This window comes from Flavihumibacter sp., assembly GCF_036676075.1.
Taxonomy (GTDB): Bacteria; Bacteroidota; Bacteroidia; order Chitinophagales; family Chitinophagaceae; genus Flavihumibacter.
The window spans coordinates 54185-78367 of record NZ_JAKFDQ010000011.1 but is presented as its reverse complement, the minus strand read 5'-3'; the positions used below and the strand labels follow the sequence as shown (position 1 = coordinate 78367).

Annotated in this window: 26 protein-coding genes; 16 read left to right on the top strand and 10 right to left on the bottom strand. The window is 41.2% G+C overall.

Annotation, left to right across the window (positions count from 1 at the left end; genetic code table 11):
* Position 1 precedes the first annotated feature (1 nt).
* From V6M43_RS14445 to V6M43_RS14435, 3 genes are read right to left on the bottom strand one after another with little or no spacing between them, the layout of a single operon-like run.
* Positions 2–880, bottom strand: a complete 879-nt coding sequence (locus tag V6M43_RS14445) for a bestrophin family protein (RefSeq protein ID WP_332736435.1) — start codon at positions 878–880, stop codon at positions 2–4.
* 6 nt (positions 881–886) lie between these two features.
* The gene (fmt, locus tag V6M43_RS14440; RefSeq protein ID WP_332736433.1) at positions 887–1861 is read right to left on the bottom strand and encodes a methionyl-tRNA formyltransferase; all 975 of its coding nucleotides are present in this window, start codon (positions 1859–1861) and stop codon (positions 887–889) included.
* Complete coding sequence (locus V6M43_RS14435; RefSeq protein WP_332736431.1) at positions 1851–3116, bottom strand: exo-beta-N-acetylmuramidase NamZ family protein; 1266 nt, start codon at positions 3114–3116, stop codon at positions 1851–1853. The genes fmt and V6M43_RS14435 overlap by 11 nt, the downstream gene beginning before the upstream one ends.
* 90 nt (positions 3117–3206) lie before the next feature.
* Between V6M43_RS14435 and V6M43_RS14430 the strand changes: the two genes are divergently transcribed.
* Entirely contained in the window at positions 3207–3662 is a 456-nt protein-coding gene (locus tag V6M43_RS14430) for an FKBP-type peptidyl-prolyl cis-trans isomerase (protein WP_332736430.1), read from the top strand.
* Between the two features lie 507 nt (positions 3663–4169).
* On the opposite strand, the gene V6M43_RS14425 is transcribed toward V6M43_RS14430, so the two are convergent.
* Positions 4170–4643: an acyl-CoA thioesterase gene (locus tag V6M43_RS14425; protein ID WP_332736428.1), complete on the bottom strand. Its 474-nt coding sequence runs from the start codon at positions 4641–4643 to the stop codon at positions 4170–4172.
* Positions 4606–5007 (bottom strand): putative zinc-binding protein, encoded by a 402-nt coding sequence (locus V6M43_RS14420; protein WP_332736426.1) that lies wholly within the window; start codon positions 5005–5007, stop codon positions 4606–4608. The genes V6M43_RS14425 and V6M43_RS14420 overlap by 38 nt, the downstream gene beginning before the upstream one ends.
* A gap of 100 nt (positions 5008–5107) precedes the next feature.
* Here V6M43_RS14420 and V6M43_RS14415 point away from each other — a divergent pair, with 100 nt between their 5' ends.
* Positions 5108–5557, top strand: coding sequence for an RrF2 family transcriptional regulator (locus tag V6M43_RS14415; RefSeq protein WP_332736424.1), 450 nt, complete (start codon positions 5108–5110; stop codon positions 5555–5557).
* A gap of 6 nt (positions 5558–5563) precedes the next feature.
* On the opposite strand, the gene V6M43_RS14410 is transcribed toward V6M43_RS14415, so the two are convergent.
* Positions 5564–6379: a CPBP family intramembrane glutamic endopeptidase gene (locus V6M43_RS14410; protein WP_332736422.1), complete on the bottom strand. Its 816-nt coding sequence runs from the start codon at positions 6377–6379 to the stop codon at positions 5564–5566.
* A gap of 31 nt (positions 6380–6410) precedes the next feature.
* Between V6M43_RS14410 and pepT the strand changes: the two genes are divergently transcribed.
* The 5 genes from pepT (at position 6411) to V6M43_RS14385 (ending at position 10547) form a co-directional block, all read left to right on the top strand.
* Positions 6411–7658, top strand: a complete 1248-nt coding sequence (gene pepT, locus V6M43_RS14405; RefSeq protein ID WP_332736420.1) for a peptidase T — start codon at positions 6411–6413, stop codon at positions 7656–7658.
* A 38-nt stretch (positions 7659–7696) separates the two neighbouring features.
* Positions 7697–8626 carry an SPFH domain-containing protein gene (locus V6M43_RS14400; RefSeq protein WP_332736418.1) on the top strand — a complete coding sequence of 310 codons (930 nt, stop codon included), beginning with the start codon at positions 7697–7699 and terminating at the stop codon, positions 8624–8626.
* 83 nt (positions 8627–8709) lie between these two features.
* Positions 8710–9417, top strand: coding sequence for a MotA/TolQ/ExbB proton channel family protein (locus tag V6M43_RS14395; RefSeq protein ID WP_039134688.1), 708 nt, complete (start codon positions 8710–8712; stop codon positions 9415–9417).
* Between the two features lie 26 nt (positions 9418–9443).
* Entirely contained in the window at positions 9444–9848 is a 405-nt protein-coding gene (locus V6M43_RS14390; RefSeq protein ID WP_332736415.1) for an ExbD/TolR family protein, read from the top strand.
* 27 nt (positions 9849–9875) lie between these two features.
* Positions 9876–10547, top strand: a complete 672-nt coding sequence (locus V6M43_RS14385) for a flavodoxin reductase (RefSeq protein WP_332736413.1) — start codon at positions 9876–9878, stop codon at positions 10545–10547.
* On the opposite strand, the gene prmC is transcribed toward V6M43_RS14385, so the two are convergent.
* Positions 10531–11388, bottom strand: coding sequence for a peptide chain release factor N(5)-glutamine methyltransferase (gene prmC, locus V6M43_RS14380; RefSeq protein WP_332736411.1), 858 nt, complete (start codon positions 11386–11388; stop codon positions 10531–10533). The two genes, V6M43_RS14385 and prmC, sit on opposite strands and share 17 nt — an antisense overlap.
* A gap of 88 nt (positions 11389–11476) precedes the next feature.
* On the opposite strand from prmC, the gene V6M43_RS14375 reads away from it, so the two are divergent.
* A complete protein-coding gene (locus tag V6M43_RS14375) occupies positions 11477–11896 on the top strand; it encodes a VOC family protein (protein ID WP_332736409.1) in 420 nt (139 codons plus the stop codon).
* 32 nt (positions 11897–11928) lie between these two features.
* Positions 11929–12771, top strand: coding sequence for an META domain-containing protein (locus V6M43_RS14370; RefSeq protein ID WP_332736407.1), 843 nt, complete (start codon positions 11929–11931; stop codon positions 12769–12771).
* A 1-nt stretch (position 12772) separates the two neighbouring features.
* Here V6M43_RS14370 and V6M43_RS14365 read toward each other — a convergent pair whose 3' ends face one another.
* Positions 12773–13768 (bottom strand): Gfo/Idh/MocA family protein, encoded by a 996-nt coding sequence (locus tag V6M43_RS14365; protein ID WP_332736405.1) that lies wholly within the window; start codon positions 13766–13768, stop codon positions 12773–12775.
* A gap of 123 nt (positions 13769–13891) precedes the next feature.
* Between V6M43_RS14365 and V6M43_RS14360 the strand changes: the two genes are divergently transcribed.
* From V6M43_RS14360 to V6M43_RS14340, 5 genes are all read left to right on the top strand, one after another.
* The gene (locus V6M43_RS14360) at positions 13892–14647 is read left to right on the top strand and encodes a Bax inhibitor-1/YccA family protein (RefSeq protein WP_332736404.1); all 756 of its coding nucleotides are present in this window, start codon (positions 13892–13894) and stop codon (positions 14645–14647) included.
* Between the two features lie 2 nt (positions 14648–14649).
* Positions 14650–14976, top strand: a complete 327-nt coding sequence (locus V6M43_RS14355; RefSeq protein ID WP_039134667.1) for a DMT family transporter — start codon at positions 14650–14652, stop codon at positions 14974–14976.
* 71 nt (positions 14977–15047) lie between these two features.
* Positions 15048–15821, top strand: a complete 774-nt coding sequence (ku, locus tag V6M43_RS14350; RefSeq protein WP_332736400.1) for a non-homologous end joining protein Ku — start codon at positions 15048–15050, stop codon at positions 15819–15821.
* The gene (ligD, locus tag V6M43_RS14345) at positions 15818–18187 is read left to right on the top strand and encodes a DNA ligase D (protein WP_332736399.1); all 2370 of its coding nucleotides are present in this window, start codon (positions 15818–15820) and stop codon (positions 18185–18187) included. Before ku ends, ligD begins: the two co-directional genes overlap by 4 nt.
* Before the next feature lie 26 nt (positions 18188–18213).
* Entirely contained in the window at positions 18214–18492 is a 279-nt protein-coding gene (locus V6M43_RS14340) for a hypothetical protein (RefSeq protein ID WP_332736398.1), read from the top strand.
* Here V6M43_RS14340 and V6M43_RS14335 read toward each other — a convergent pair.
* Positions 18482–20749: a B12-binding domain-containing radical SAM protein gene (locus tag V6M43_RS14335; RefSeq protein ID WP_332736397.1), complete on the bottom strand. Its 2268-nt coding sequence runs from the start codon at positions 20747–20749 to the stop codon at positions 18482–18484. The genes V6M43_RS14340 and V6M43_RS14335 overlap by 11 nt on opposite strands.
* A 27-nt stretch (positions 20750–20776) precedes the next feature.
* Between V6M43_RS14335 and V6M43_RS14330 the strand changes: the two genes are divergently transcribed.
* Together V6M43_RS14330 and V6M43_RS14325 are read left to right on the top strand one after the other, a co-directional pair.
* A complete protein-coding gene (locus V6M43_RS14330) occupies positions 20777–21316 on the top strand; it encodes a gluconate 2-dehydrogenase subunit 3 family protein (protein ID WP_332736395.1) in 540 nt (179 codons plus the stop codon).
* Between the two features lie 2 nt (positions 21317–21318).
* Positions 21319–23025: a GMC family oxidoreductase gene (locus tag V6M43_RS14325; RefSeq protein ID WP_332736393.1), complete on the top strand. Its 1707-nt coding sequence runs from the start codon at positions 21319–21321 to the stop codon at positions 23023–23025.
* Here the strand turns inward: V6M43_RS14325 and V6M43_RS14320 are convergent.
* Entirely contained in the window at positions 23022–24143 is a 1122-nt protein-coding gene (locus tag V6M43_RS14320) for a redoxin family protein (RefSeq protein ID WP_332736392.1), read from the bottom strand. The two genes, V6M43_RS14325 and V6M43_RS14320, sit on opposite strands and share 4 nt — an antisense overlap.
* Between the last annotated feature and the right edge of the window lie 40 nt (positions 24144–24183).

Sequence of the window (24183 nt, the reverse complement as noted above, 5' to 3'; positions counted from 1 at the left end):
ACTAGGAAAAGATTTCATTTACGTGCAGCTTAATATTCTGTGACAGCTTTTCAGTAGGAACATCGTTGGCATCACCTCCAAACGGATCTTCTATTTCTTCTGCGATCAACTCCAGACTTGCCAGTACATAAAAGACGAATACTACAACCGGAATTACAAGATAACCCAGATTGAACACGAATCCAATTGGTAAAGTGATAACATAAATGAAAATAAATTTTTTAATGAATACACTATATGAGTAGGGTATTGGCGTATTTTTTATTCTTTCACATGCTCCGCAAATATCTGTAAATGAAGTAAGTTCATTATTGAGCGTTATAAGTTGATCGCCACTGATCTTTTTATTTCTAAATAGATCATGTGTTCGTTTCAGCATGAGCGATGCAACCTGGTTGGGCAGGTGTCGGGTTTGATCAATTTCAAGTTCCGGATGATCTATCTCGTCAAGTGCGAGCCTTGTTTTCTCTGAACGGAGATGATCGCGCAGCATACTTGCATATAGAGGGATGGACTTCCGAAAAAAGTTGCGATTAATATTGTCTTCTACCTCCAGTATTGCATTCAGCTTGACGGCTAGATTTCGTGAATTGTTGGTTAGTGAACCCCAAAGCTTCCGCCCCTCCCACCAGCGGTCATAGGCTGTATTCGTTCGAAATACCAATAACATTGAAATTGCAAAGCCCAACAGGTTGTGCATGATAGATACGTTCTTGACCGTGCTGTTCTGTGAGAGCTTTAATATTTCCACTTCAATATAGGCCACCCCCCATGAATAGAGGCTGATGACGATCATCATCGGAAATAACTTCCTGAAAGTATCTGCTTTATGAAAATTAAAAAGGACTGAAAGCCAGTCTTTGGTATTGTAACTGATCATATTGAATTATACATTGTCTGCGAATCGGTATCCTCTTAAAAAATCATCTATTGGTAATCGTTTTTTTCCCTGCATCTGGATATCGGTCAGGTGCAGGTAACCATCCGTGCCGGCGAATTTAAGGTAGCTTTTCCTGTCCGTTTCAATACTCCCCGGAAGCCCGAGCGGATGAGTAAATTCTTTTGTTGCGGCAAAAATTTTAAGGGTCTTTCCTTCCATTTCTGTGAAGGCTCCCGGATAAGGTGAAAGCCCACGTATGAGATTATGACAATATTCAATTGATTGTTTCCAGTTGATCCTGCAGGTTTCGGTAAAGATCCTGGGTGCATGATGTAAGGATATGTTCTCCCCGGTCTGGTCTGGCTGCGGTTTTTCTTCCAGCTCACCACCTGCAAGTCCGATAACTGTTTCCACCAACAACTGCGCTCCCAGTTCTTTCATCCGATCATGAACAGTTCCTGCATTATCGTCCTCATTGATCGCTAATTTTTCCTGGAGGAGTATATTACCCGTATCTATTTCATGCTGGAGTTTAAAGGTGGTAATACCAGTCATCTTTTCTCCATTAATTATAGCCCAGTTAATAGGAGCGGCACCACGATATTGTGGTAATAATGAGCCGTGCACATTTACTGTTCCCATAGGAGGCATATTCCAGACTACTTCAGGAAGCATGCGGAAAGCCACCACAATCTGGAGGTCAGCTTTTAATTGGCGGAGATTATCAATGAATTCGGGTGACCGTAGTTTTTCTGGCTGCAATACAGGAATATCTTTCGATTTCGCATATTTCTTCACTGCCGATTCCTGCAGCTGCATTCCCCTGCCAGCAGGCTTATCAGGGGCTGTTACTACTGCCACCACATTACATCCCGCCAGTACCAATGCGCTCAGGGATGCTACAGCAAATTCAGGTGTACCCATGAAAATGATACGAAGATCATGATAGTCCTTTTTTTGTGTTGTCTGATTACTCTTCATAAAGCAGGTACTTTTTCCTGATATTTTTAAATTCCTTCAGCCCAGGTTCCCACGAACGCCTTATCTCAGCCATTGTTAACTGTTGTTTTACCTGCTCCATCAATTTTGCATTGCCTGATAATTTATTAAAGAAGTACTCAGTGGGTTTGGCGCCATCCTTACCAATAAAAAACTTATTCTTCTCCGGAAAAAGTTTGTATGCCTCAAGTAAATATTCAAGATGGATCTGATTATTTATGGTTTCCAGAATTTTTTCCGGGGGTCCCGAAATATTCCACCCAAAACATAATTTATCCTTATGCTTTGGATCTTTAGCTCCCTCACGGGATACAGGCGTAAAACTATAAAGGTTTTTTGGAAGGTCGGGATGACCGAAAACCTGGAATGGTTTATCTGTACCCCTTCCTTCACTGAGTACCGTCCCTTCAAACAAACAGGTTGAGGGATACCAGTAAATACTTGCCATATCCGGTAAATTTGGGGAAGGCTTAACCGGTAATTTATATCTGCTACTGTGCGTATAGTTGATACAGGGTATAACCGTAAGCCTGAGCTTACTGGCAGGGAATTCACTATCGATCCAGTTTTCGCCTGCCAGCATTTTCGCATATTCTCCAATCGTCATCCCATACACGATTGGAATCGCCTGCATACCAACAAATGAACGGAATGGTTTTTCAAGAACCGGACCATCTATATAAAATCCATTCGGATTTGGCCTGTCTAATACAATTAATGGTTTGTTGAACTGAACTGCAGTTTCCATGAATTCTTCAAGGGATGAAATATAGGTGTAAAACCGAACCCCTATATCCTGTATATCAAATAAAAGAAGGTCAACATCCTGCAAGTCTTCTTTACTTGCCTTCCTCTTTTTACCATACAGGGAGATGACCTTAATGCCTGTCTTCTTATCGATCGTATTGTCAACCTTTTCCCCTGCATCTGCTGTGCCCCGGAATCCATGTTCAGGAGCAAATATTTTAACAATATTAACCCCTCTTTTACGCAGTTCATCTACCAGGTGTATACTGTCATTAACAACCGTGGTCTGGTTGGCAAATAGGGCAACCTTTTTCCCGGAAAGCAATGGGAGATAGGCTTCAAAGTTTTCTGCACCAGGTTTAATCCGCTTATTTTTCTTTATCAAAGTATCATGCTTTGCTATGGTATTATTGACTGATGCGGATTTCTGGGCACAAGCAGAAGTCAACATAATGATTGCGGAAAGGCAGCATAACAAGCTCTGTTTCATGTTCCAAATATAAGCCATCAGCACTGAGTCGCTATCTGACAGTTTTCCCTTAACTTGCTGCCTGATTTGAACAATTTAAAAAAATCTTTTATGCAACAAGTACAATCCGGCGATACCGTTAAGGTTCATTACCATGGTCGCCTGACTGATGGAACTACTTTTGATAGTTCGGAGGGTCGTGATCCGTTGGAGTTTCAGGTGGGTAGTGGCCAGGTGATTGCCGGCTTCGACAACGGGGTGATGGGTATGGTTATTGGAGAGAAGAAAACAGTGCAGATTCCTGTTGATGATGCATATGGGCCGAAAAATCCGGAAATGCTGATTGAGTTCCCCCGCGAACAGGTTCCTGAAGATATGCCCCTTGAAGCAGGTATGCGCCTTAACCTAAATAATAGCCAGGGACAGGTTGTTCCGGTAGTGATTACTGAAATCAGGGAAGAAGTGATTTTGCTAGACGCAAATCATCCACTTGCCGGAGAAGACCTCACTTTCGATATTGAACTGGTTGAAATTATTGGTGCTCCTTCAAAAATAATTATGCCTTGATTTTATGATCAGGTATAAATTTCAATAAAGCAGAAACCCCGGAATTTTTCGGGGTTTCTGCTTTATTGACTTATTGTAGAGATATTTCTTCCGCCCTTTTCCAGGCTAGTTTTTTGCCAACGCCCAGGCTGCTGTCGGTCATTTTAATTGTTTCGATTCTAACAGTAAAAACCTGGCCTGGCATTAATAGCCCTACGGGGTATTTATTATGGTAAGATGAACTCGCTGTTAAAGCGGAACTCTCATCTGCTGATATTACAGTTCCCGTAAATTGTATTCCCTTTGTTATTAGTTTGTTCAATTTATCTGGCAGTATTGTTCCTGACACAAAGGGATTATTCTGTATTGAAATTCCATGATAGGTATCAGCGGAAGATTTAAAATACAGGTATACATCGTCCGCGTTTATTGCATAATAACAACTAAAACAATACGGTTTTCCATGCTGATCTATGCAACAGATACTTGTGCAGGTTTGGTTTTCCATAAAATCAATGATTCCCTTTTTCATAATCGTCTTTTTGCTTTTGCAGATTTTCGGATGATCGCTTCTTCATAATCTTTCTTTTGCTGGGCGGTTACCGGCCTCACGGGAAGAACCGGCGTTGGATTACCCATAGTATCCAGCGCAACAAAAGTGAAATATGCCTCGCTAATAAGCGTTTTTTTGGTATCAGTAACTTTTCTTGCGAATGCATCTACCAGCACCTCCATTGAACTGCCAAACGCCCTTGTAATTCTTGCATTAATAATGAGAATGTCGCCAATCCTGGCAGGATGGCGAAACGCTACTTCATCAATTGATGCGGTAACACATATCTTACCTGCATGTGTTTGAGCACACACTGCAGCAGCTATATCCATCCATTCAACTAGTCTGCCTCCCTGAAGTATACCCATGGGATTGGTGTCATTGGGACAAACTACTTCAGTCTTTATGGTCTCAGACTGTGAGGGTGTTCTGGACTGTAGTTTCTTCATCAAAATATTTTTCTTTAATTATCTCCAGGAGCTCGCGTGCTTCAGCATAATCAAAATCTTCATGCTGATTCTTACGGATGCCAAAATCACTTAAGTCAAGATGCAGATCGGCGCTAATGTTGTGATTGGCAAGGCATGCCTTTGCACAGGCAAGCGGACAACCATCTATAGCAATAATATTTCTTCCTGATGCCGCCAGGCGTACAAGTTTTTTCACATTACCCCCAACTCCTGCAATGCATGACATTTCTGCAAGTTGCTGGCGGTCTAATTGTAAGGCTAACCAGTTGCTCATTTGTGCTGCACTGGAACATCCACTGCAGGAATAAACCAGGGGTGAGAGATTCTTCTTTAATAGGCTCATAGACAGAATTATTCTGTAAAAATAATAATAAAGGATAAAAGTATCCTTAAATATTTACTATTTTCTGTCACTATTGCATACATTTGGAAAAAACAGGTCAATGTTTTCAAAGACCACTGAATATGCCCTAAGGGCTACCATATACATTGCACAAAAGAGTACTGTGGATAAAAAGCTTGGCATAGCCGAAATTGCTAAAGCTATTGATTCACCTCAATCATTTACGGCCAAAATTATACAACAACTTACCCGGGGAAACACCCTGGTCAGTTCTGTTCGTGGCCCCAACGGGGGCTTTTATATGACTGAAAAGGCCAAGCGTTTACCTGTTCGTGTAATCCTTGACCTTATGGGAGAGGATAGTAAATTCCAGACCTGTATTCTTGGCTTGAAGCAATGCTCCGAAATTAAGCCTTGTCCCATGCATTTTGAGTACAAACCTATTAAAGAACAATTGATCAGTTTATTTGCCGACCGCTCCATTGAGAGCCTTGCAGAAGATATCAATAATGAGCATGCCTTTATAAACAGCCGGAATAAACGTGGCTAAAAAAAACTATTTATTGCTTGGTTTTTGAAAATGGTAAACCGTTCCAAGCGTCACAAGAGCAATACTGCTTAATAGAGTATTGATCAAAGATCCCTCAAATCCAAAGTTACCGCCTGTTAGCAATTGATTTGCTGAACTGGTATGTATCAACATTGAATTCAATTCCAGTCCGCTTACTTCATATCCGAGAATAGGGCCCTGCAGGAAATTCCATGCAAAATGAAAAGCAATCCCAAACCAAAGATTTCTTGTATAAATGAAATTCAGGCCCAGTAAAATACCTGACAGGAATATGTTTAGCGTCGTTAACCAATTGGATCCGGGATTTCCTGAATGAAATATGGCAAAAACAATTGCAGAAACCAGAAGGCTTAAGAAGGGTTTCATGTTTTCAAGAAGATTGGTAAGAATATACCCTCTGAATACCAATTCCTCTGAAATGGCCACCATCACCATTAGGCCTATTGCAAGTGCAAGATCAATCCCATTAAATTGATAGTCCATCCATTCAATTTCACCCAGGGCCGCTAATATAAGTGTACCGCCACCAAGCATAGCAATGGCCAAAGCAACACCTGTGTAAAAATGTCTTTCATTCCCTTTCCAATGCCAGCCAAGACTTGTGAAAGTTCGCCGGTCAACCAACCCACGGAATACTATGACCAGTATAATGGTGGCAATGAAAATTGCAGTGAACCTGGTGTATAACGATAAATCGAGTAAGCTTACAGCAAGCAAAGCAGAAAGGTAAAGAACCAAAAAAAATGTAACCCGTAGAATTGGATGCGGCACCAATGGTGATCTGGTATCGGGCTTTGCCATCAAAAATGTAATTTGCCCGAAATTAGCATTAATGAGCAATTCCTATAAATATACTGTAACGGAACGCTTTTTGAATTATGTAACCATAGATACCCAGAGTGATCCGCATAGCACGACTTTTCCCAGTACAGAAAAGCAAAAGGATCTAGGTCGTATACTGGTCAAAGAATTGCTGGAAATAGGAATTAGCGATGCGCATTTGGATGAACACGGATATGTTTATGCGACAATTCCGGCAAATACGGATAAGTTGGTTCCCGTATTATGCTTTTGTGCCCATATGGATACTGCTCCTGATTGCAGTGGAACCGGAGTGAAACCAATCCTGCATAAAAACTATAATGGTGCTGACATTATTTTGCCCGACGATGAAACCCAGGTGATCAGGATTAGTGATCATCCATATCTGAAAGAAAAGATAGGAGATGATATCATAACAGCCTCAGGTACTACTTTACTGGGTGCCGATGATAAGGCAGGTGTAGCGGTAATCATGGATCTTACAAACTATCTTATAACAAACCCACATGTAAAGCATGGAGCTATACGAATATTGTTCACCCCCGATGAAGAAGTAGGAAGAGGAGTGGAGCATGTGGATATGGAAAAGCTTGGGGCTTCAGTTGGTTATACCCTTGACGCAGGCGAAGCGGGTAGCCTCGAGGATGAGAATTTTTCGGCTGATGCTATGACCATTCATTTTCACGGTATCAGTGCACATCCGGGAACAGCAAAGGGGAAGATGGTGAATGCATTGAAGCTGGCAGCCACTTTCCTGGCAAACTTACCGAAAGAAAAGCTGGCGCCGGAGGTAACTGAAGGCAGGGAAGGCTTTGTTCATCCCGTCCATATTAGCGGTAATGCCGAAAAGTCAAGTGTACAGTTTATTATCCGTGATTTTGAAACTTCACGTTTGGGCGAATATGAATATATGTTACAACATATGGCCGATGAAGTGGTGAAAATGCATCCAGGTGCAAGTAGCACTTATGAAGTGCGGGAACAATATCGGAATATGAAGGAAGTTTTGCAGCATCATCCACAGGTTGTTGCTTATGCTGAAGAGGCAATCATACGTAGCGGCCTTCAACCAATTAAATTACCTATCAGGGGCGGTACCGACGGCTCCAGACTTTCATTTATGGGATTGCCATGCCCCAATCTTTTTACAGGGGAAATGGCGCTTCACAGCAAACACGAATTTGTAAGCGTGAGAGACATGGAACGCAGTGTTGATACACTTGTTCATTTGGTGGAGTTGTGGGAACAACGGAGCTAAGCAATTCTTGACTATCTTGTAACCCAAAAACCGTAATAATGCTGGATTTAATTTTGTCCAATTGGTGGATCATTTTACTGGTATTGATCATATTCATGGGATTGAAAACGGTCAACCAGGGAACAGTGGGAGTAGTTACTATGTTTGGAAAATACAGGAGAGTACTCCATCCAGGTCTTAGCCTGATAATCCCTTTCCTGGAAGTGATTTCCAAACGTATTTCCATCCAGAACAGATCTATTGAACTTGAATTCCAGGCAGTAACTGCCGATCAGGCCAATGTTTATTTCAAGAGCATGCTTCTTTTTGCTGTGCAGAATGAGCAGGATGAAACTATAAAAAAGGTAGCCTTTAAGTTTATTAGTGAACGTGAACTAATGCAGGCTCTTAGTCGTACCATTGAAGGAACGATCCGTTCTTTTGTAGCCACCAAAAGGCAGGCTGAGATCCTCAGCCTTAGAAAGGAAATTGTTGAATACGTAAAAGATCAGATCGATCAGTTGCTGGAAGAATGGGGATACCACTTGCTTGATCTCCAGATTAATGATATAACATTTGACCAGGCTATCATGGATTCTATGAGCAAAGTAGTGGCTTCCAGTAACCTTAAAGCAGCGGCAGAAAATGAAGGCCAGGCAATGTTAATCACTAAAACCAAGAATGCTGAGGCAGAAGGTAATGCTATAAAGATAGCGGCTGAAGCTGAGCGTGAGGCTGCCAGATTACGTGGACAGGGTGTTGCATTATTCCGGGAAGAAGTGGCCAAGGGTATGAGTGAAGCTGCCGACAGGATGCGCCAGGCTAACCTCGATACCAATGTGATCCTCTTCAGTATGTGGACAGAGGCAGTTAAGAACTTTGCTGAATATGGAAAAGGCAACGTTATTTTCCTTGACGGAAGTGCGGAAGGCATGGAAAAAACTATGAAACAGATCCAGGCCATGATGGTGAAGCAGGTGGGGGCCTGATGTGGAAAAGTGTATAATCTTTAGAAATCCTTAGCAAATAATAGCCTTATTTTCACGTTTGACAAATCCGAAAACAACCATAGATGAATTTGTTCCTATTACAGATCACCGACACCGCAAGAAGATTAGCCGATAGTACAAGTGCAGCTGCCGCCGCTGGAACACCAGGGCAGGAATTAAACCTGATCAATCTCCTTTTCCAGGGGGGAGTGCTGATGATTCCATTATTCCTTTTATTGGTTTTGGCCATTTATTTTTTCTTTGAGCGTTATATAGCCATCAATAAGGCAAGTAAGATCGATGAGAATTTTATGAGTATCATTAAGGATCACATCCTGAGCGGAAATGTAGCTGCCGCTCGTTCGCTGGCAAAAAACACCTCCAATCCCGTTGCCCGAATTATTGATAAGGGTATTCAACGTATTGGGAAGCCCATCGACGCCATTGAAAAAAGTATGGAAAATGTTGGACGGCTGGAAATGTATAAAATGGAACGTAATCTTTCCGTCCTTTCTCTGATTTCTGGTATTGCGCCAATGTTCGGATTTCTTGGAACAATTGTAGGGATGGTTCAATTATTTTATGGCATATCTTCCACCGGAGAGTATACATTAAGTACAATTGCAAGCGGTATATATGTAAAGATGATTACATCTGCTACCGGGCTCATAATCGGATTACTCGCTTATGTTGGCCATAGTTTCCTTAATGCGCAGGTTGACAAAACGGTTAATAAAATGGAAGTTGCCAGCGCCGATTTCATTGATACCCTGCAGGAACCAACCAGGTAGTTAGGTTCATTAATATTACCTAAGAAATGAATATAAAAAGACGACTTAGAGGCCATGCTGAAGTGCATACAGGGGCGCTGAATGATATCTTATTCATATTGTTACTTTTTTTCCTGATTGTTTCTACACTTGCAAACCCCAATGTGATTAAACTTTCGCAGCCCAAAGCTAAAAGCGATACAAAGTCCAAACAAACCGTGGTAGTATCCATTGATGCTAATAACCAGTTTTTTGTTGGTACCACAAAGGTTAGTGTTGAGGAACTCAAAGCCAGTCTCCAGCCTATTCTCGCTAAAGAATCTGACCAACCCTCAGTTGTTATAAATGCTGATAAAAATGTGCCTATTGAAAATGTAGTGGCAGTTATGCGCGTAGCTCGTGAACTTGGCGCCCGTTCAGTACTCGCCGTCGATAAAAGCGGCGCCCAGTAATTCCACTATATAAAAAACCCTCCTTCTATGGCCCACCATATTGTAAAGGTTTTACAGGCCAATTACATCAACCATGATGTGAAACGATTCATTGTTGAGAAGCCTGCAGGCTATTTTTTTCAACCGGGTCAGGGTTGTTATGTAGCTATAAATCAACCCGATTGGAAAGATAAATTCCGTCCATTCACTTTTACCTCTCTGGGCGATTGGCCCTATCTTGAATTTACCATAAAAATTTACGATGAACATAAAGGAGTTACCAATGAGTTAGGTAAGATCAATGCCGATGCTGAATTGATTCTCCAGGATGCATTCGGGGTATTGCAGTATAAAGGTCCGGGTGTTTTCATTGCAGGTGGTACAGGAATAACTCCATTTATTTCCATTTTCCGTGCATTAAGAACAATGAACCTCATGACCAATAATATGCTTGTGTGGTCAAACAAAACGTCTGATGATCTTTTCCTTGAGAAAGAATTGGAAGAAATGTTAGGCGATGATTTTGTACGGATATTCACACGAGAAGGCGTTATTGGTTTTATGGAACGACGCATTGATAAAAAAATGCTTATCGATATAATTCAGGATTTTGGCCGTCATTTTTATGTATGCGGACCCAAGGATTTTGTTAGCCAGATCAGCGCACACCTGGTTACCCTGGGAGCAAGGGCAGATTATATAGTTATAGACCAGAAATAGCTCTTATCATCCTTTCTTTACCCTGCATATCCTTCCGCGTTTCAATATTCCTTAAACCAGATCGCAGGAAACATTCCCTGACATTTTCAGCTAAGTCCTCGTGGATTTCCACATATATCCGGGCGCCCTGGCTGGAATGTAATCGGGCAAATCGTGCAATTGCCTCATAAAATACCATCATATCCTCATCTGGTACAAAAAGGGCCATTGATGGTTCGTAATCAACTACGTGGATGGCCATCTCTGCCTTGCCACTTTGTGGTATATAAGGCGGATTGCTGACCAGTACGTCTGCCTTTGGCAATTTTTTCCACTCCGCTTCCTGAAGGAAATCAATATGGTGCCAATTCACTTTTAAACCAAGATCTGACGCATTTTTCCTGGCCACTTCAAGGGCGCTTATACTAATATCACAACTATGAATAACCGCATTAGGTATTTTTTTTGCGATGCTCAATGGAATACAACCGCTCCCACTTCCAATATCTAATATAGTAGGGGAAAGGCCCGATTTTTCTTCCCTTACCACCCATTCTACCAGTTCTTCCGTTTCAGGCCGGGGTATCAAGACCCGCTCATCTACATAAAATCGCATATTTTGAAACCATGCTTCCCCCAGTACATACTGAATTGGTCGGTGTTCCAGTAATTGGGAAAGCATCGCATTCAATGCTATTTGTTTATCCCCCCACAGGTCCGAAGCATTCAGATTCAATAAAGCCGTTTTAGGTAAGCCCACGATTTTTTCAAGTAGCATATCCGCTATTAATAAGGCTTCCCGGTTACCATATAACGGTGTAAGCTGTTCTATAATATTTTGTCGGACCTGCAGAATGCTCATTGCCAAAATTAATGTTCCCTACTTTAGTTATGGCTATAGATATTAATATTCTTAATTTCAATATATCCCATAGCCTTAATATTCTAAAATGAACCCGAAAATAAACTTTATAACATTGGCGGTCGCGGATCTTCAAAAGTCATTCGATTTCTATAAAGAGGGTCTCGGATTTCCTGTTTCAGGCTATAAGGAAGGAAATGATCATGTTCTGTTTGATATGGAAGATAGCATCGGGCTAGTCCTATATAAAAGAGAAAAGTTCCTCGGCCTCACTAATAACCCCCAGGAACAAGTGCGTTCGGCAGGTTTTATTCTGAGTCATTTCACAGGTAATCAGGAAGATGTCGATATTTTACTTGCATCAGCTTTAAAAGCAGGCGCAATTCTTGTAAAAGAAGCAAGAGAGGAAAGTTGGGGATATACTGCCAGCTTTTCTGATCCGGATGGTCATTTATGGGAGATATGTTTTAATCCTAATATTCTTCCTGATGGCGATACATTTTTTTAAAATGAATGATTAAACGTATCAAAGATCAAGCAATGAAAAATTTCCTGCCCGCCTTTCTTTTAATATTACTCATTGCCTGCCAGAATAATGCGCCGGACCAAAAAGAGAACAAGATTGTAATTGATTCTGCAATTTCAAATCTCCCCTTATCTTCCGCTTATTGTTATCAGAAAGCATCCAATCGGGATACAGTAAGATTAGAATATACAATGAATGGTGATTCTGTTAATGGATTTCTTTCTTATAACTTTTATGGGAAAGATAAAAGTAAGGGAACCATTAGTGGCAGAATGTTGGGCGATACCCTGCTGGCAATGTATACATTTTTTTCAGAAGGGATGACCTCCATTCGTGAGGTGATCTTTTTGAAAAAAGGAAACCAGATGGTGGAAGGTTATGGGGAGATGAAAGAGTTGGAAGGAAAAATGTATTTCACCGATCGCCGGACAAACGAATTCGGAAAGTTTAATGTTCTTGATATTTGTGCCACAAAAGAGGATAAAATAGTTTCTTCGGGAAGTGAATCGCTTTATCAGTTCCATTGGCATCTTTTAGAACTGAATGGTAAAATGGTTGATACAAGTGTTGTGAAAGGGGCCTACCTCGCTTTTATTCCTGGTACAGTTGGTACTGTTAATGGAAATACGGGTTGCAATAGTTTGCGGGGCAGTTTTGAGTTGGATGCTGACCAAAGTATTAAATTTTCACCCCTAATAATGACACGAAAGGCATGTATTGGAGTGAATATTGAAAATGATTTCCTTGAAGCACTTTCTAAAGTGACAAGATGGAAGATTATGGAGAACAAGCTTTTATTCTATTCCCGGGATACACTCACCATAAGGTTTAATGCAGTTGCTCTGTCAGGTTCCTAGATCAGGCATCTTTGTCAAATGGGTATTCTATGCTGGTTTTATCACGGATATCGTCTAATACCTGCATTAATTGAAGACTATCATCCATTGAATGCAATAGAGACTCTTCCTTATTGAAAATGTAATTAGTAAATGCTTCAATTTCGTATTGAAATCCACGCCCTTCCCAATCCAGCGTAACTGTCTCAGGTTCCCCCTCATTATAATCTATAACTATAGCTGGTGGTTTTTCATTCCATTGTTCCTCTATGGTAATTCGACCTTTAGTTCCTGTGATCACAGCCGTATTTGGTGTTTTAGTAATAATGGAAGATTCGCAATAGGCAAACTTATTATCAGGAAAACGCAGAATAGCCTGGCAGTATTCATCAATATTATCATCTGTAAGTTTGGCAAATGCGTGTAAGAATTCTGGTCTTCCAAATAATAATGTTGCCAGATACACTGGATATATTCCCAGGTCCATTAATGAACCGCCGCCAAGATTTTCATTATAAAACCGGTTATCCTTATCCTTAGGCGCAACATAACTCATTGATGCATTAAGATGTATTGCATCACCAATTTTACCGGAATTATACAGATCAAGCATTTTATTGATTGATGGTAAGTAGCGTATCCACATCCCTTCCATAACCCTGGTTTCATTGTTTCGCGATGCTTCAATTATTTCCTTCACCTGGACAGCATTCATGGCCAGTGGTTTTTCACATAATACCGGAATTTTATGCTCTAAACATATTATTGTCTCCTTATGATGAAATGGGTGGGGACTTGCAATATAAACTCCATCAATACCTCCTTCCTTTACCATTTCGTGTATGCTTTCATAAGCCCTCTCAGCCTGATGTTCTTTAGCAAAATTTCCTGCCGATTCCATAGAGGTACCCATCACGGCCACCACTTTATGATTCCTGCCATTCACAAGTTTCATATCGGCAACAAATGCCTTTGCGATTTCTCCTGTTCCTACTATACCCCATTTAAAATCATCCATAATAAAGATATTTCTTCCCTCAAATGCAAAATATCTGCCAGCACATAAACAATATCATTAAGATGCGGATAAGCACTTGCATTATTGGTGGATTATGCTAATTTGGAGCCATAAACGAATATCATGGCAATATTTAAATCTGGCAACCCAACCCTTTCAGAGAAAAGATTCGATATGTCACTTACGGGTGATCTTTCTGATACGATGACCGAGAAAGGAACAATGAATAAATTTCTCTTCCTGTTCTTTATGGTGATGGCTTCTGCCGTCTTTACCTGGAATGCATTCAACCAGGGTGTTAATGTATTCCCATGGATGATAGGTGCAGCCATAGGAGGATTGATTCTTGCCCTCGTTATTTCTTTCAAACCAAAACTAGGACCATATCTGGCCCCACCATATGGACTTCTTCAAGGTGTTTTTGTTGGCGGATTAAGTGCAACTTTTAGCAATGCATTTGCCACAACAGCACCAGGTATTGTGATGCAGGCGGTCGCCCTCACATTCGGTACGGTACTGGCAATGTTCATTCTCTACCGTACGGGAATAATTAAGGCCACCCAGAAATTCAAATCCATCGTCTTTACAGCCACAGCCGGCATAGCAATATTTTACCTGATCGCTTTTGTGCTTCGTTTATTTAATATAAATATCGCCTTCCTCCATGAAGGAAGTTTAATGGGTATAGGTTTTTCCTTATTTGTTGTAGCCATCGCCGCCCTAAACCTTATTCTCGATTTCGATATGATAGAAAACGGAGTTGCCAAAGGCGCTCCCAAATACATGGAATGGTTTGCTGCTTTCGGATTACTTGTCACCATAGTGTGGCTTTATATTGAGATGTTGCGTTTATTGGGAAAATTGAATAGCCGCGACTAACCATGAATTGGCTTATACTTATTATTGCCGGACTTTTTGAAGTTGGGTTTGCCGCATGCCTCGGTAAAGCGAGAGAAGCTAGTGGCAATGAGGCTGCCTTTTGGTACGGTGGCTTTGTTCTCTGCCTGGCAATCAGTATGATTTTATTGGTCAAAGTTACTGCCGTGTTACCGATCGGAACAGCCTATGCGGTGTGGACGGGAATAGGGGCGGTTGGTACCGTAATTGTCGGAATTATCTTTTTTAAAGAACCTGCCGATTTTTGGCGCATTTTCTTCATTGTTACATTAATTGCCTCTATCGTTGGCCTGAAAGCTGTATCTCACTGAGATACACATGGCACAGTTTTTTGATTAGACTATAGAAATTCGTAAATTATTAGTCCTCAAACAATTGTGTTATGAAAGCGATCTGGACAGGGTCCTTAGGCTTTGGCCTGGTTAATATACCGGTCAAAATGTACAGCGCCGTCGAAGAAAGCAATCTTGATTTTGATATGCTCGACAAAAAGGATCATGCCAATATCAGGTTTAAACGGGTCAATGAAAAAACCGGAAAGGAAGTTGTATGGGAGAATATCGTTCGGGGATTCATGCTCAATGATAAATATGTTGTACTTGATAAGGAAGATTTCGAAAAAGCCAGTCCGGAGAAGACAAAGCATATAGGCATCTCACAATTTGTGAAACTGGCAGAGATCGATCCCAATTATTTCGAGATGCCTTATTTCCTTGAACCAGATAAAACAGGTGTTCGTGCATATGCCTTACTAAGAGATGCACTTAAGAAATCGGGTAAGGCGGCAATAGGTAGTTTCGTCATGCATAACCGTGAACATCTTTGTGTGATAAAAGCTCAGGATAATGCCCTCGTACTTAATCGCATCCGGTTTGAACAGGAGTTGCGGTCTCCAAAAGAGTTAAAGATTCCGGCAACAAAAGCTACCCCCGCTGAACTTAAGATGGCACTCAGCCTTGTAGATCAACTCACCAAAAAGTTTGATATAAGCTCCTTCAAAGATGAATACAGTGATAAACTGATGAAACTCATCAGGGCCAAATCAAAAGGAAAAGCAGTGGAAGTTCCGCAAATGAAGGTTGTACACTCCAACTCAAAAGATCTGATGGAACAATTAAAAGCTAGTTTATCTACATCCAAACGTAAAGTTTCATGAGTCTCGCAACGTACAAGAAAAAGAGAGATTTTTCTCAAACCTCAGAACCAGCAGGTAAGAAACTGGGGGAAAGCTCTTTTCGTTTCGTAGTTCAAAAGCACCAGGCTACACGACTTCACTATGATTTCAGACTAGAACTTGGAGGTGTATTGAAAAGCTGGGCTGTGCCAAAAGGTCCCTCACTTGATCCCGCTGATAAAAGACTGGCCGTTCAAACGGAGGATCATCCCGTCGACTATATTGACTTCAAAGGAATTATTCCCAAAGGCAATTACGGCGCTGGTAAAGTGGAGATATGGGATAATGGAAAGTTTGTGCCGGTAGATGGAAAGCATCAACCAATTTCTGAACGGGCAGCACTACTCGCTCTGAAAAAAGGTGAACTGAAAGTATTGTTGAAAGGAAAAAAATTAAAGGGTGAATTTGTATTAGTCAGGATGAAGGATGAAAAGAACTGGCTTCTGATAAAGCATAAGGATGCAGATAGCACTGCCACAAAAGAAGAAGCCCCGATAGCCAGCATCCGTCATGGTAAAGGTATAAAGTTAGAAGAACCGGTGAAGCCAATGCTGGCATCAATAGAGAAGATGCCTTTTGATGATAAGGAATGGATTTTTGAAATAAAATGGGATGGTTACAGGGCAATAGCAGAAATTAATAGTAAGAGCAATCGGCTTTATTCAAGAAACGGGATTGACCTTCAGAAACGTTTCCCACCAATACAGCAACACCTTCAAAAGATCAAGCATGATTGTATACTTGATGGGGAGATCGTTTTATTGAACGAACATAATTTGCCCGACTTTCAGAAATTACAGAACTATGAATCAAATACCTCCTTACCGCTGATCTTCTATGTTTTTGATATTCTGTCATTGTCAGGAAAGAATATGGAAGAACTGCCATTAATTGATCGGAAGAAAATCCTGAAAAAATTATTACCCAAAGATCCTGTAATAAAATACTGTGATCATGTTGAAGAAAGGGGAATTGAATTTTTTGAACTGGCCCGGGAAAAAGGGCTCGAAGGCGTTATCGCAAAAAAATCAGATAGCAGTTATAGTCGTGGTTACAGAAGTAAACAGTGGTTAAAGATCAAGAACGTACAGAGTAGTGAGGCAGTTATTGTGGGGTTTACTGAACCAAAAGGAAGTCGTGAGCATTTTGGTTCTCTGATACTCGCTGGTAAAAAAGGTAAAGCATGGCAATACCGTGGACATGTTGGAACTGGATTTAATACAAGTCTCTTAAAATCTATAAAAGACAAGCTTGCTAAATTACATACTGACGTTTCACCCTTTAAAGAAAAAGTTCCTTTGAATGGGGTTGTTACCTGGGTGAAACCAAAATTGGTTGCGGATATAGGCTATACAGAATTAACCTCTGAAAACATTTTCCGTCATCCTGTTTTTCTTCGCCTGAGAAACGATAAACCTTTAAAGGATCTTAATGAAGAAATTCCCCATGAAAAGCCGGTAGCAAAAGCGCATGGAGTTGCCCTCACAAATCAACAAAAGATATTCTGGCCCGATGAAGGGTATACAAAGGGTGATCTTATAAATTATTATGCAGCAGTTGCTGAATTTATTCTCCCCCATCTCAAAGACAGGCCTATGTCATTAAAGCGAAATCCTAATGGAATAAAGGATGAGGGATTTTATCATAAGGACGCAGGTGAGAATGCACCATCTTTTGTAAAAGTGTTTCCGGTAAAGAGTGAAAGCAGTAATAAGGTGATCGACTATATAGTCTGCAATAATCAAAAGACCCTGCTCTATCTTGCTAACCTCGGATGTATTGAAATGAATCCATGGAACAGTAGAACCCAGAAACCAGATAATCCTACCTGGCTATCCATTGATATTGATCCCTCTGATAAAAACACGTTTAAAGAAGTAGTTGATGTTGCATTGGTTGTAAAGGAAATATGTGATAAGGCAAAGCTTTCAGCATACTGCAAAACTTCAGGCGCATCTGGTTTGCATGTTTATATACCACTTAAGAACAAATACGATTATGATACTGTCCGGAATTTCGCAAAACTGATTGCAAGCATGGTGCATGAAAAATTACCCGATACAACCAGTATAGTTCGTTCTTTGAAAAAAAGAGGCAATAAAATATATATCGATTTTCTGCAAAACCGCTCTGGTCAAACATTAGCATCGGTTTATAGCTTGCGCCCCGTTAAAGGAGCACAAGTTTCAGCTGCGCTGGAATGGAAAGAAGTGAATCCTGATTTGTCGCCTGCCGCATTTACCATACGCAGCATGCCTGCCCGGCTTGCTAAGAAAGGGGATCTTTTCGCCGGTGTATTGATCGATTCAAATGATTTATCAAAAGCACTTCGTTTGCTTGAAAAATGATTACCTTATAACATAATTATTTAATCATGTTCAGGAAGTTCTTTTTTGTTCTCTTGTCTGTTTTATTACTTGGATTATCAGGCTATGCCCAAACAGATGAAAAAGCATACCAGAAGCAGCGGTCAAAGATTGAGCGCGCCGAAAGAAAAGCTAAAAAGGCTGAAAGAAAAGTAAAGCGCGAAAATCGCAAGGTTCGAAAAGTGGAGAAAGAAATACGTAAACAAAAACGACAGGAGCAACGTGACCTTAGAAAGGAAGAAAAATTAAAAGAGCAGGCTGCCAAAGCAGTGCCTTCTACAAACTAAGCAAACCGGCTTTATAAAGTGAGTTCATTGGTTTATTATCCCAGAATAGTTCAAAATCAGGTAACCCGGCCGCTTCGTAATGTTCACGGATTTCTTGTCTGGTCATGGTAGTTGACTCGGAGATTGCAAGCTTCGGTAATAATTCCGATAACCAAATGCCTTCATCCTTTCCAATTCTTATGGTTTGGGTACCCTTACGGCTATGAAAGGTCAATTCTGCATTTTCCCACGACTGTCCCTTTTTTGTTTTAGTAACTATATGTAACTGGGGTTGATGTCCAATGAATATTATTTTAGCAGTAGGTTTATTTGATATTAATTCTTCCTGCTCCAGGGCCTTGACTATATGGTCAGGTGCCACAGAAGGTTTTGGGGTCTTGAAATCAAACCAGCGATGTAATGGGTAGTCGATGCACGCACCATGCATGTAATTCAATAAAGATTTTTTTAATCCATAGGCGAAACTGGAATGATCAGCGCCGGTTGGATCCAGATGTTCAACATCATTATCCGCAAAACTTATTTCAGCCGCCTTCAGCGCCTTCACTTTAAATTTTTCCGGTTCTAATCCCACCGGACTATGGGCCGTCATAGTGAACTGGTGCCAGAACGCACTTTGTAAAATTCCTGCCTCAAAAAACTGCCTGACCATTTCCAGCGAATCGATCGTTTCCTGTGCCGTTTGGGTAGGAAAGCCATACATAAGGTAAGCATGTACCATAATTCCGGCATCCGTGAAATGCTTGTTGACCCTTGCTACCTGGCCTACAGTGATTCCCTTACGAATAAGTTGGAGTAACCTGTCGGAAGCTACTTCCAGCCCCCCTGACACGCCGATGCAACCGGATGCTTTGAGTAAATAACAAAGGTCGCGCGTAAAGCTTTTTTCAAACCTGATATTGGTCCACCAGCTAACGATAAGTTTCCTACGTAGTATTTCAAGTGCTAATGCCCTCATAAGTGCAGGGGGAGCAGCTTCATCAACAAAATGGAATCCGTTTGTACCCGTCTGTGCAATCATCTCTTCTATGCGGTCACAAATTAGTGAGGCAGTCAAAGGTTCATAAAGCTTGATATAATCCAGCGAGATGTCGCAGAATGTGCATTTACCCCAATAACAACCATGAGCCATAGTGAGTTTGTTCCACCTGCCATCACTCCAGAGGCTATGCATTGGATTGATAATCTCAATAGCATTGATATAACTGTTCAGCAGGAAATCGCTGTAATCAGGCGTGCCTACCTGGCCTTGTTTGTAATCCGAACAACTTCCATTATTTATGTATGTTACCACACCGTCTTGTAAGAGAAATGTCCGTTTTAGTGATTCAACAGGGGTGTTATTCTCTATATTTTTTATCAACTGCTCAATTGGTGCCTCACCGTCATCGAGTGTTATATAATCAACGAATTCAAACACCCTTGCATCCGAAAGTGAACGGAGTTCCGTATTGGGAAAACCACCACCCATGCATACCTTGATCCCGGGATAATTTTTTTTGATCCATTGACCACATCTTAATGCAGCATAAAGGTTTCCAGGAAAGGGTACTGATATCGCCACAAGCTTGGGGGCTAACTCCTTTACCTTCTCTTCAAGGCAGGAAATCAGCAATTGATCTATATAACTGAGGTTTTTTTGTAAAGCGCTATATAGCTCATCAAATTTGTTGGCTGAACGTGCCAGCTTCTCTGCATACCGGCTAAAGCCAAAATGTTCATCCACCGTCTCCCTGATAAGATCAGATAGATCTTCCAGGTACATGGTGGCCAGATGTTTTGCCTTATCCTGGGTGCCCATGCTTCCAAAGGCCCAAACCAGGTCCTCAAGCTGCTCGAACCTGCTTGCTTCAGGGAGGAAATCACGCTTGCTGATTAAATGCGCCAGCGTCGGATTCTTGCCCTGCAAAAATGTTATTACATTATCTATTGTTTGTATATAATCCTCCTTCAGGGCTAATATTCGGATTACATTTTCTGACAGATCCGGTTTCTCAGGATCGATCATATCAAATAGCTGCCTCAGCCCCTTTGAAGAAAATATCGCAAGCGTTACCTCAATCCCAAGGTCAGACTGAAATGAACTGATACCTTTTGTATTTAAAAAACCTTTCAGGTATGCAGTTGCCGGGTAAGGAGTATTAAGCTGTGTGAATGGGGGAGTAATAAGGTAAACAGAAACAGGCAAATGAAGTGCTTTAGCTGGTAAAATTATGACAGAATAATTATCGATAATGGTATATTTATTCTTCGGCATGGGTGTTAACATAAAATTGCAAGCCAAATGAATCGAAGAGACTTAATCAGGCATATGGTCTGGATGGGTGCTGGTATAGCGTTCCTTCCATCCTGTGTTTACAAGCAGGACCAGCTATCAATCCAACTGAAAAAAATTCAAATTACCCCCGATCAGGAAAAGCTGCTCTTTTCCCTCGCTAATGCAATTATTCCCCCTGGTGATTCTCCAGGTGCGGCTGATTTAGGAGCTCATTTATTTGCTTTAAAAATGGTTGATGATTGTTTCAATAGAGAAGAACAGGAAAAATTTGTGAGGGGATTGAAAGCAATGCAGGAGTACCTCAGAAAAAATGGAGCAGATGTTCTGGATGAAAAAGAGGAAGAAGGAAAGCTCAGTCTATTGAAAAAAGTTTCTCAAAAGTCTGACAACAACGAGATTCCGGGATTTCTTGACCCTTTCAGGCGGTTGGTAGTTTTTGGCTATACACAATCCGAATATGTGATGACAAAACTTGTTCCCTATAAACTTATTCCCGGTAAATACCATGGCTGCGTACCGGTTACCACTTCAACAATAAAATCCTGATTATGGGAAACCTGAATTTGAAAGGCGTTAAAGAAAACACTTATGATGCAATAGTCATAGGTTCCGGAATAAGCGGGGGATGGGCTGCAAAAGAATTTACAGAAAAAGGGTATAAGACACTTGTACTTGAGCGTGGCCCTGATGTTAAGCACCTGAAAGACTATCCAACCACCAATATGATGCCCTGGGAATTTGAGCATCGCGGACAGTTGACCAGTGATATCATTGATGCCAACCCGGTTGTTAGTAAATGTTATGCATTTCGGGAAGATGCGATGCACTTTTTTGTTAAGGATAACGATCATCCATATGTGCAGGATAAACCTTTTGATTGGATTCGTGGATACCAGGTTGGTGGAAAGTCTCTACTTTGGGCAAGGCAGACACAGCGATGGAGTGATTATGATTTTGAAGGCCCGGCAAGGGATGGCTTCGCAGTGGATTGGCCCATCAGATATAAAGACATTGCGCCATGGTATAGTTATGTTGAAAAGTTTGCCGGCATCTCCGGTAATAAAGACGGCATTGCAACCTTACCTGATGGCGAGTTTCTTCCACCCATGGAACTCAATTGTGTGGAGCAGTACTTTAAAGAAAAGGTGGCTTCCCGGTATAACGACAGGCATATAATAATCGGCAGGGCAGCACATATCACAACTCCCCAACAAATTCATCTCGACCAGGGAAGGGCTCAGTGTCAGAACAGAAATCTCTGCCAGCGCGGATGTCCGTTCGGAGGCTATTTCAGCAGTAATTCCTCTACCATACCCTGGGCTCTGAAAACCGGAAATATGACGCTTCAACCTAATTCGGTTGTTGAATCCATCATCTATGATGAAAAGTCAAATAAGGCTACTGGTGTAAGAGTTATTGATACCGTTAACAAAAAAGCCACAGAATATTTTGCCTCAGTCATTTTTGTAAACGCGGCAGCACTTAATACCAACCTGATTCTCCTGAACTCCACTTCATCAAGATTTCCGAATGGACTTGGAAATGATAATGGGTTATTAGGTAAATATGTTGCTTTCCATAATTACAGGGGTAGAGTTAATGCCGAGTATGATGGTTTTAAGGATAAGAACAGCGAGGGAAGAAGACCTAATAGTGGATACATACCCCGCTTCAGGAATGTTCTTAAACAGGAAACCGGTTTCCTGAGAGGATATGCTGCGGGTTTTGGAGCATGGCGTTCAAACCAGCCTGCAAATGGTTGGGGCAATGAATTGAAATCAGCCCTTCTTAACCCTGAACCAGGACCATGGCAGGTGAACTCACATATTATGGGCGAAACAATTCCCAAAGAAGCAAACCGAGTTAGTCTTGATTCAAGTAAAAAAGATGAATGGGGAATACCTCTTATGCATATCGATATGGCCTATGATAATAACGATGAGGATATGCTAAAGGATTATTTTGAGCAGGTATCTGAAATGTTTGCAGATGCAGGCTTTACAAATATCAAAACCCAGGATTCTAAACAGGCGCCGGGACTGGATATTCATGAAATGGGTGGAGTGCGCATGGGCCGTGATCCAAAAACATCCCTTCTCAATGAATGGAACCAGCTACACCAATGCAAAAATGTATATGTTACGGATGGTGCATGTATGACCTCTACGTCTACTCAGAATCCATCACTTACCTATATGGCACTTACAGCAAGAGCGGTTGATCATGCAGTGCGAACTATGAAAAAGGAAGGTTAAAAATATCGTCCTATCAAGGGATGATCAACGATGATTTTTTTGATCTCAGCTGGATCTATAGGGCCCTGTTTGGCATATACAATCTTTCCTCCCGGTTCCACGATGAGGGTATAAGGTAATGCACCCGGCCATTTGGGATCGATGGCCTCTATGAGATGATATTTATCCTCAGCTGTGTAATGGTAATTGCTTCCCGATGCCTGCTGTTTTTTCAGGAACTCTATCACTTTATCCTTTTTCAAAGGATCATCGGCGCTGATACTGATGAATTCAAAATCGCGCCCTCTGTACATTCGGTGTATAGTTATGAAATCAGGAAATTCCCTAACACAGGGTCCGCACCAGGTTGCCCAAACATTGATCATCCGGAGCTTTTTACTGTCATTTTTCAATAACTCCCTGATACCGTTTACATCAATGTCCTTTACCATTACCGGCTCTTTGGCCCATTCTTCTTTTGCTTTTTCAAGCCAGTTTTCTTTTTCTGACCACTTGATGGAACAACCGAAAACTTTGGTTGTTTCCACTGCAGGTGCACGATTGTTTATCAATGACTCAATGGCATCCCTTGTATCAAAACTTGTTGGCGTTTTCGTTGGTTTTTCAACATTATCGATCCGTCCCTGGTAGCGCAATTTTCTCTTCTCATCAAAAATAAAAACATGAGGAGTGGCCACAGGTCCATAAGCTTTTGATACAGCCTGGGTTTCACCGTCATATAAGTATGGGAAGTTGAATTTTTTCTGCGCTGCCCTGATCTTCATCTCCTCAAAACTATCATTGAGATCAGTATAGTCAAGTTCGTTTAACCTGATGGCTTTAGGATCATTTGGAGAAATAGCAACTACTCCTACCGACTTGTCACGATAATCTTCCGCTAGTTTTATCAGCCTGTCTTCATAGGCTTGTGCGGTGGGACAATGATTGCAGGTGAATACTATCACTAGCACTTTTGCTTTTTCAAAACTCCCCAGTGTATATGTTTTACCGTCTGTACCGGGTAAACTAAATGAAGGCGCTGCTGAACCTATGGAAAGTGTTTTGGGGTCTTCAATGGCAAATGCATTAATAAATGAACTTATTAAAAAAGCCAACACAAAAAATGGTGTACTTTTCATTTCCAAGATTTCCTAAAAGTTATCATTTTTATCTGTATTA

What these genes read in the sequence shown, in the direction of transcription:
- pepT (WP_332736420.1), top strand. Translation starts at nt 6,411, where the DNA reads ATGAGCAATTCCTATAAATATACTGTAACGGAACGCTTTTTGAATTAT.
- V6M43_RS14395 (WP_039134688.1), top strand. Translation starts at nt 8,710, where the DNA reads ATGAATTTGTTCCTATTACAGATCACCGACACCGCAAGAAGATTAGCC.
- V6M43_RS14370 (WP_332736407.1), top strand. Translation starts at nt 11,929, where the DNA reads ATGAAAAATTTCCTGCCCGCCTTTCTTTTAATATTACTCATTGCCTGC.
- V6M43_RS14430 (WP_332736430.1), top strand. Translation starts at nt 3,207, where the DNA reads ATGCAACAAGTACAATCCGGCGATACCGTTAAGGTTCATTACCATGGT.
- V6M43_RS14445 (WP_332736435.1), bottom strand. Translation starts at nt 880, where the DNA reads ATGATCAGTTACAATACCAAAGACTGGCTTTCAGTCCTTTTTAATTTT.
- V6M43_RS14435 (WP_332736431.1), bottom strand. Translation starts at nt 3,116, where the DNA reads ATGAAACAGAGCTTGTTATGCTGCCTTTCCGCAATCATTATGTTGACT.
- fmt (WP_332736433.1), bottom strand. Translation starts at nt 1,861, where the DNA reads ATGAAGAGTAATCAGACAACACAAAAAAAGGACTATCATGATCTTCGT.
- V6M43_RS14390 (WP_332736415.1), top strand. Translation starts at nt 9,444, where the DNA reads ATGAATATAAAAAGACGACTTAGAGGCCATGCTGAAGTGCATACAGGG.
- V6M43_RS14400 (WP_332736418.1), top strand. Translation starts at nt 7,697, where the DNA reads ATGCTGGATTTAATTTTGTCCAATTGGTGGATCATTTTACTGGTATTG.
- V6M43_RS14385 (WP_332736413.1), top strand. Translation starts at nt 9,876, where the DNA reads ATGGCCCACCATATTGTAAAGGTTTTACAGGCCAATTACATCAACCAT.
- V6M43_RS14330 (WP_332736395.1), top strand. Translation starts at nt 20,777, where the DNA reads ATGAATCGAAGAGACTTAATCAGGCATATGGTCTGGATGGGTGCTGGT.
- V6M43_RS14340 (WP_332736398.1), top strand. Translation starts at nt 18,214, where the DNA reads ATGTTCAGGAAGTTCTTTTTTGTTCTCTTGTCTGTTTTATTACTTGGA.
- V6M43_RS14425 (WP_332736428.1), bottom strand. Translation starts at nt 4,643, where the DNA reads ATGAAGAAACTACAGTCCAGAACACCCTCACAGTCTGAGACCATAAAG.
- V6M43_RS14375 (WP_332736409.1), top strand. Translation starts at nt 11,477, where the DNA reads ATGAACCCGAAAATAAACTTTATAACATTGGCGGTCGCGGATCTTCAA.
- V6M43_RS14325 (WP_332736393.1), top strand. Translation starts at nt 21,319, where the DNA reads ATGGGAAACCTGAATTTGAAAGGCGTTAAAGAAAACACTTATGATGCA.
- ligD (WP_332736399.1), top strand. Translation starts at nt 15,818, where the DNA reads ATGAGTCTCGCAACGTACAAGAAAAAGAGAGATTTTTCTCAAACCTCA.
- V6M43_RS14360 (WP_332736404.1), top strand. Translation starts at nt 13,892, where the DNA reads ATGGCAATATTTAAATCTGGCAACCCAACCCTTTCAGAGAAAAGATTC.
- V6M43_RS14335 (WP_332736397.1), bottom strand. Translation starts at nt 20,749, where the DNA reads ATGCCGAAGAATAAATATACCATTATCGATAATTATTCTGTCATAATT.
- V6M43_RS14410 (WP_332736422.1), bottom strand. Translation starts at nt 6,379, where the DNA reads ATGGCAAAGCCCGATACCAGATCACCATTGGTGCCGCATCCAATTCTA.
- V6M43_RS14420 (WP_332736426.1), bottom strand. Translation starts at nt 5,007, where the DNA reads ATGAGCCTATTAAAGAAGAATCTCTCACCCCTGGTTTATTCCTGCAGT.
- V6M43_RS14415 (WP_332736424.1), top strand. Translation starts at nt 5,108, where the DNA reads ATGTTTTCAAAGACCACTGAATATGCCCTAAGGGCTACCATATACATT.
- V6M43_RS14365 (WP_332736405.1), bottom strand. Translation starts at nt 13,768, where the DNA reads ATGGATGATTTTAAATGGGGTATAGTAGGAACAGGAGAAATCGCAAAG.
- ku (WP_332736400.1), top strand. Translation starts at nt 15,048, where the DNA reads ATGAAAGCGATCTGGACAGGGTCCTTAGGCTTTGGCCTGGTTAATATA.
- prmC (WP_332736411.1), bottom strand. Translation starts at nt 11,388, where the DNA reads ATGAGCATTCTGCAGGTCCGACAAAATATTATAGAACAGCTTACACCG.
- V6M43_RS14355 (WP_039134667.1), top strand. Translation starts at nt 14,650, where the DNA reads ATGAATTGGCTTATACTTATTATTGCCGGACTTTTTGAAGTTGGGTTT.
- V6M43_RS14320 (WP_332736392.1), bottom strand. Translation starts at nt 24,143, where the DNA reads ATGAAAAGTACACCATTTTTTGTGTTGGCTTTTTTAATAAGTTCATTT.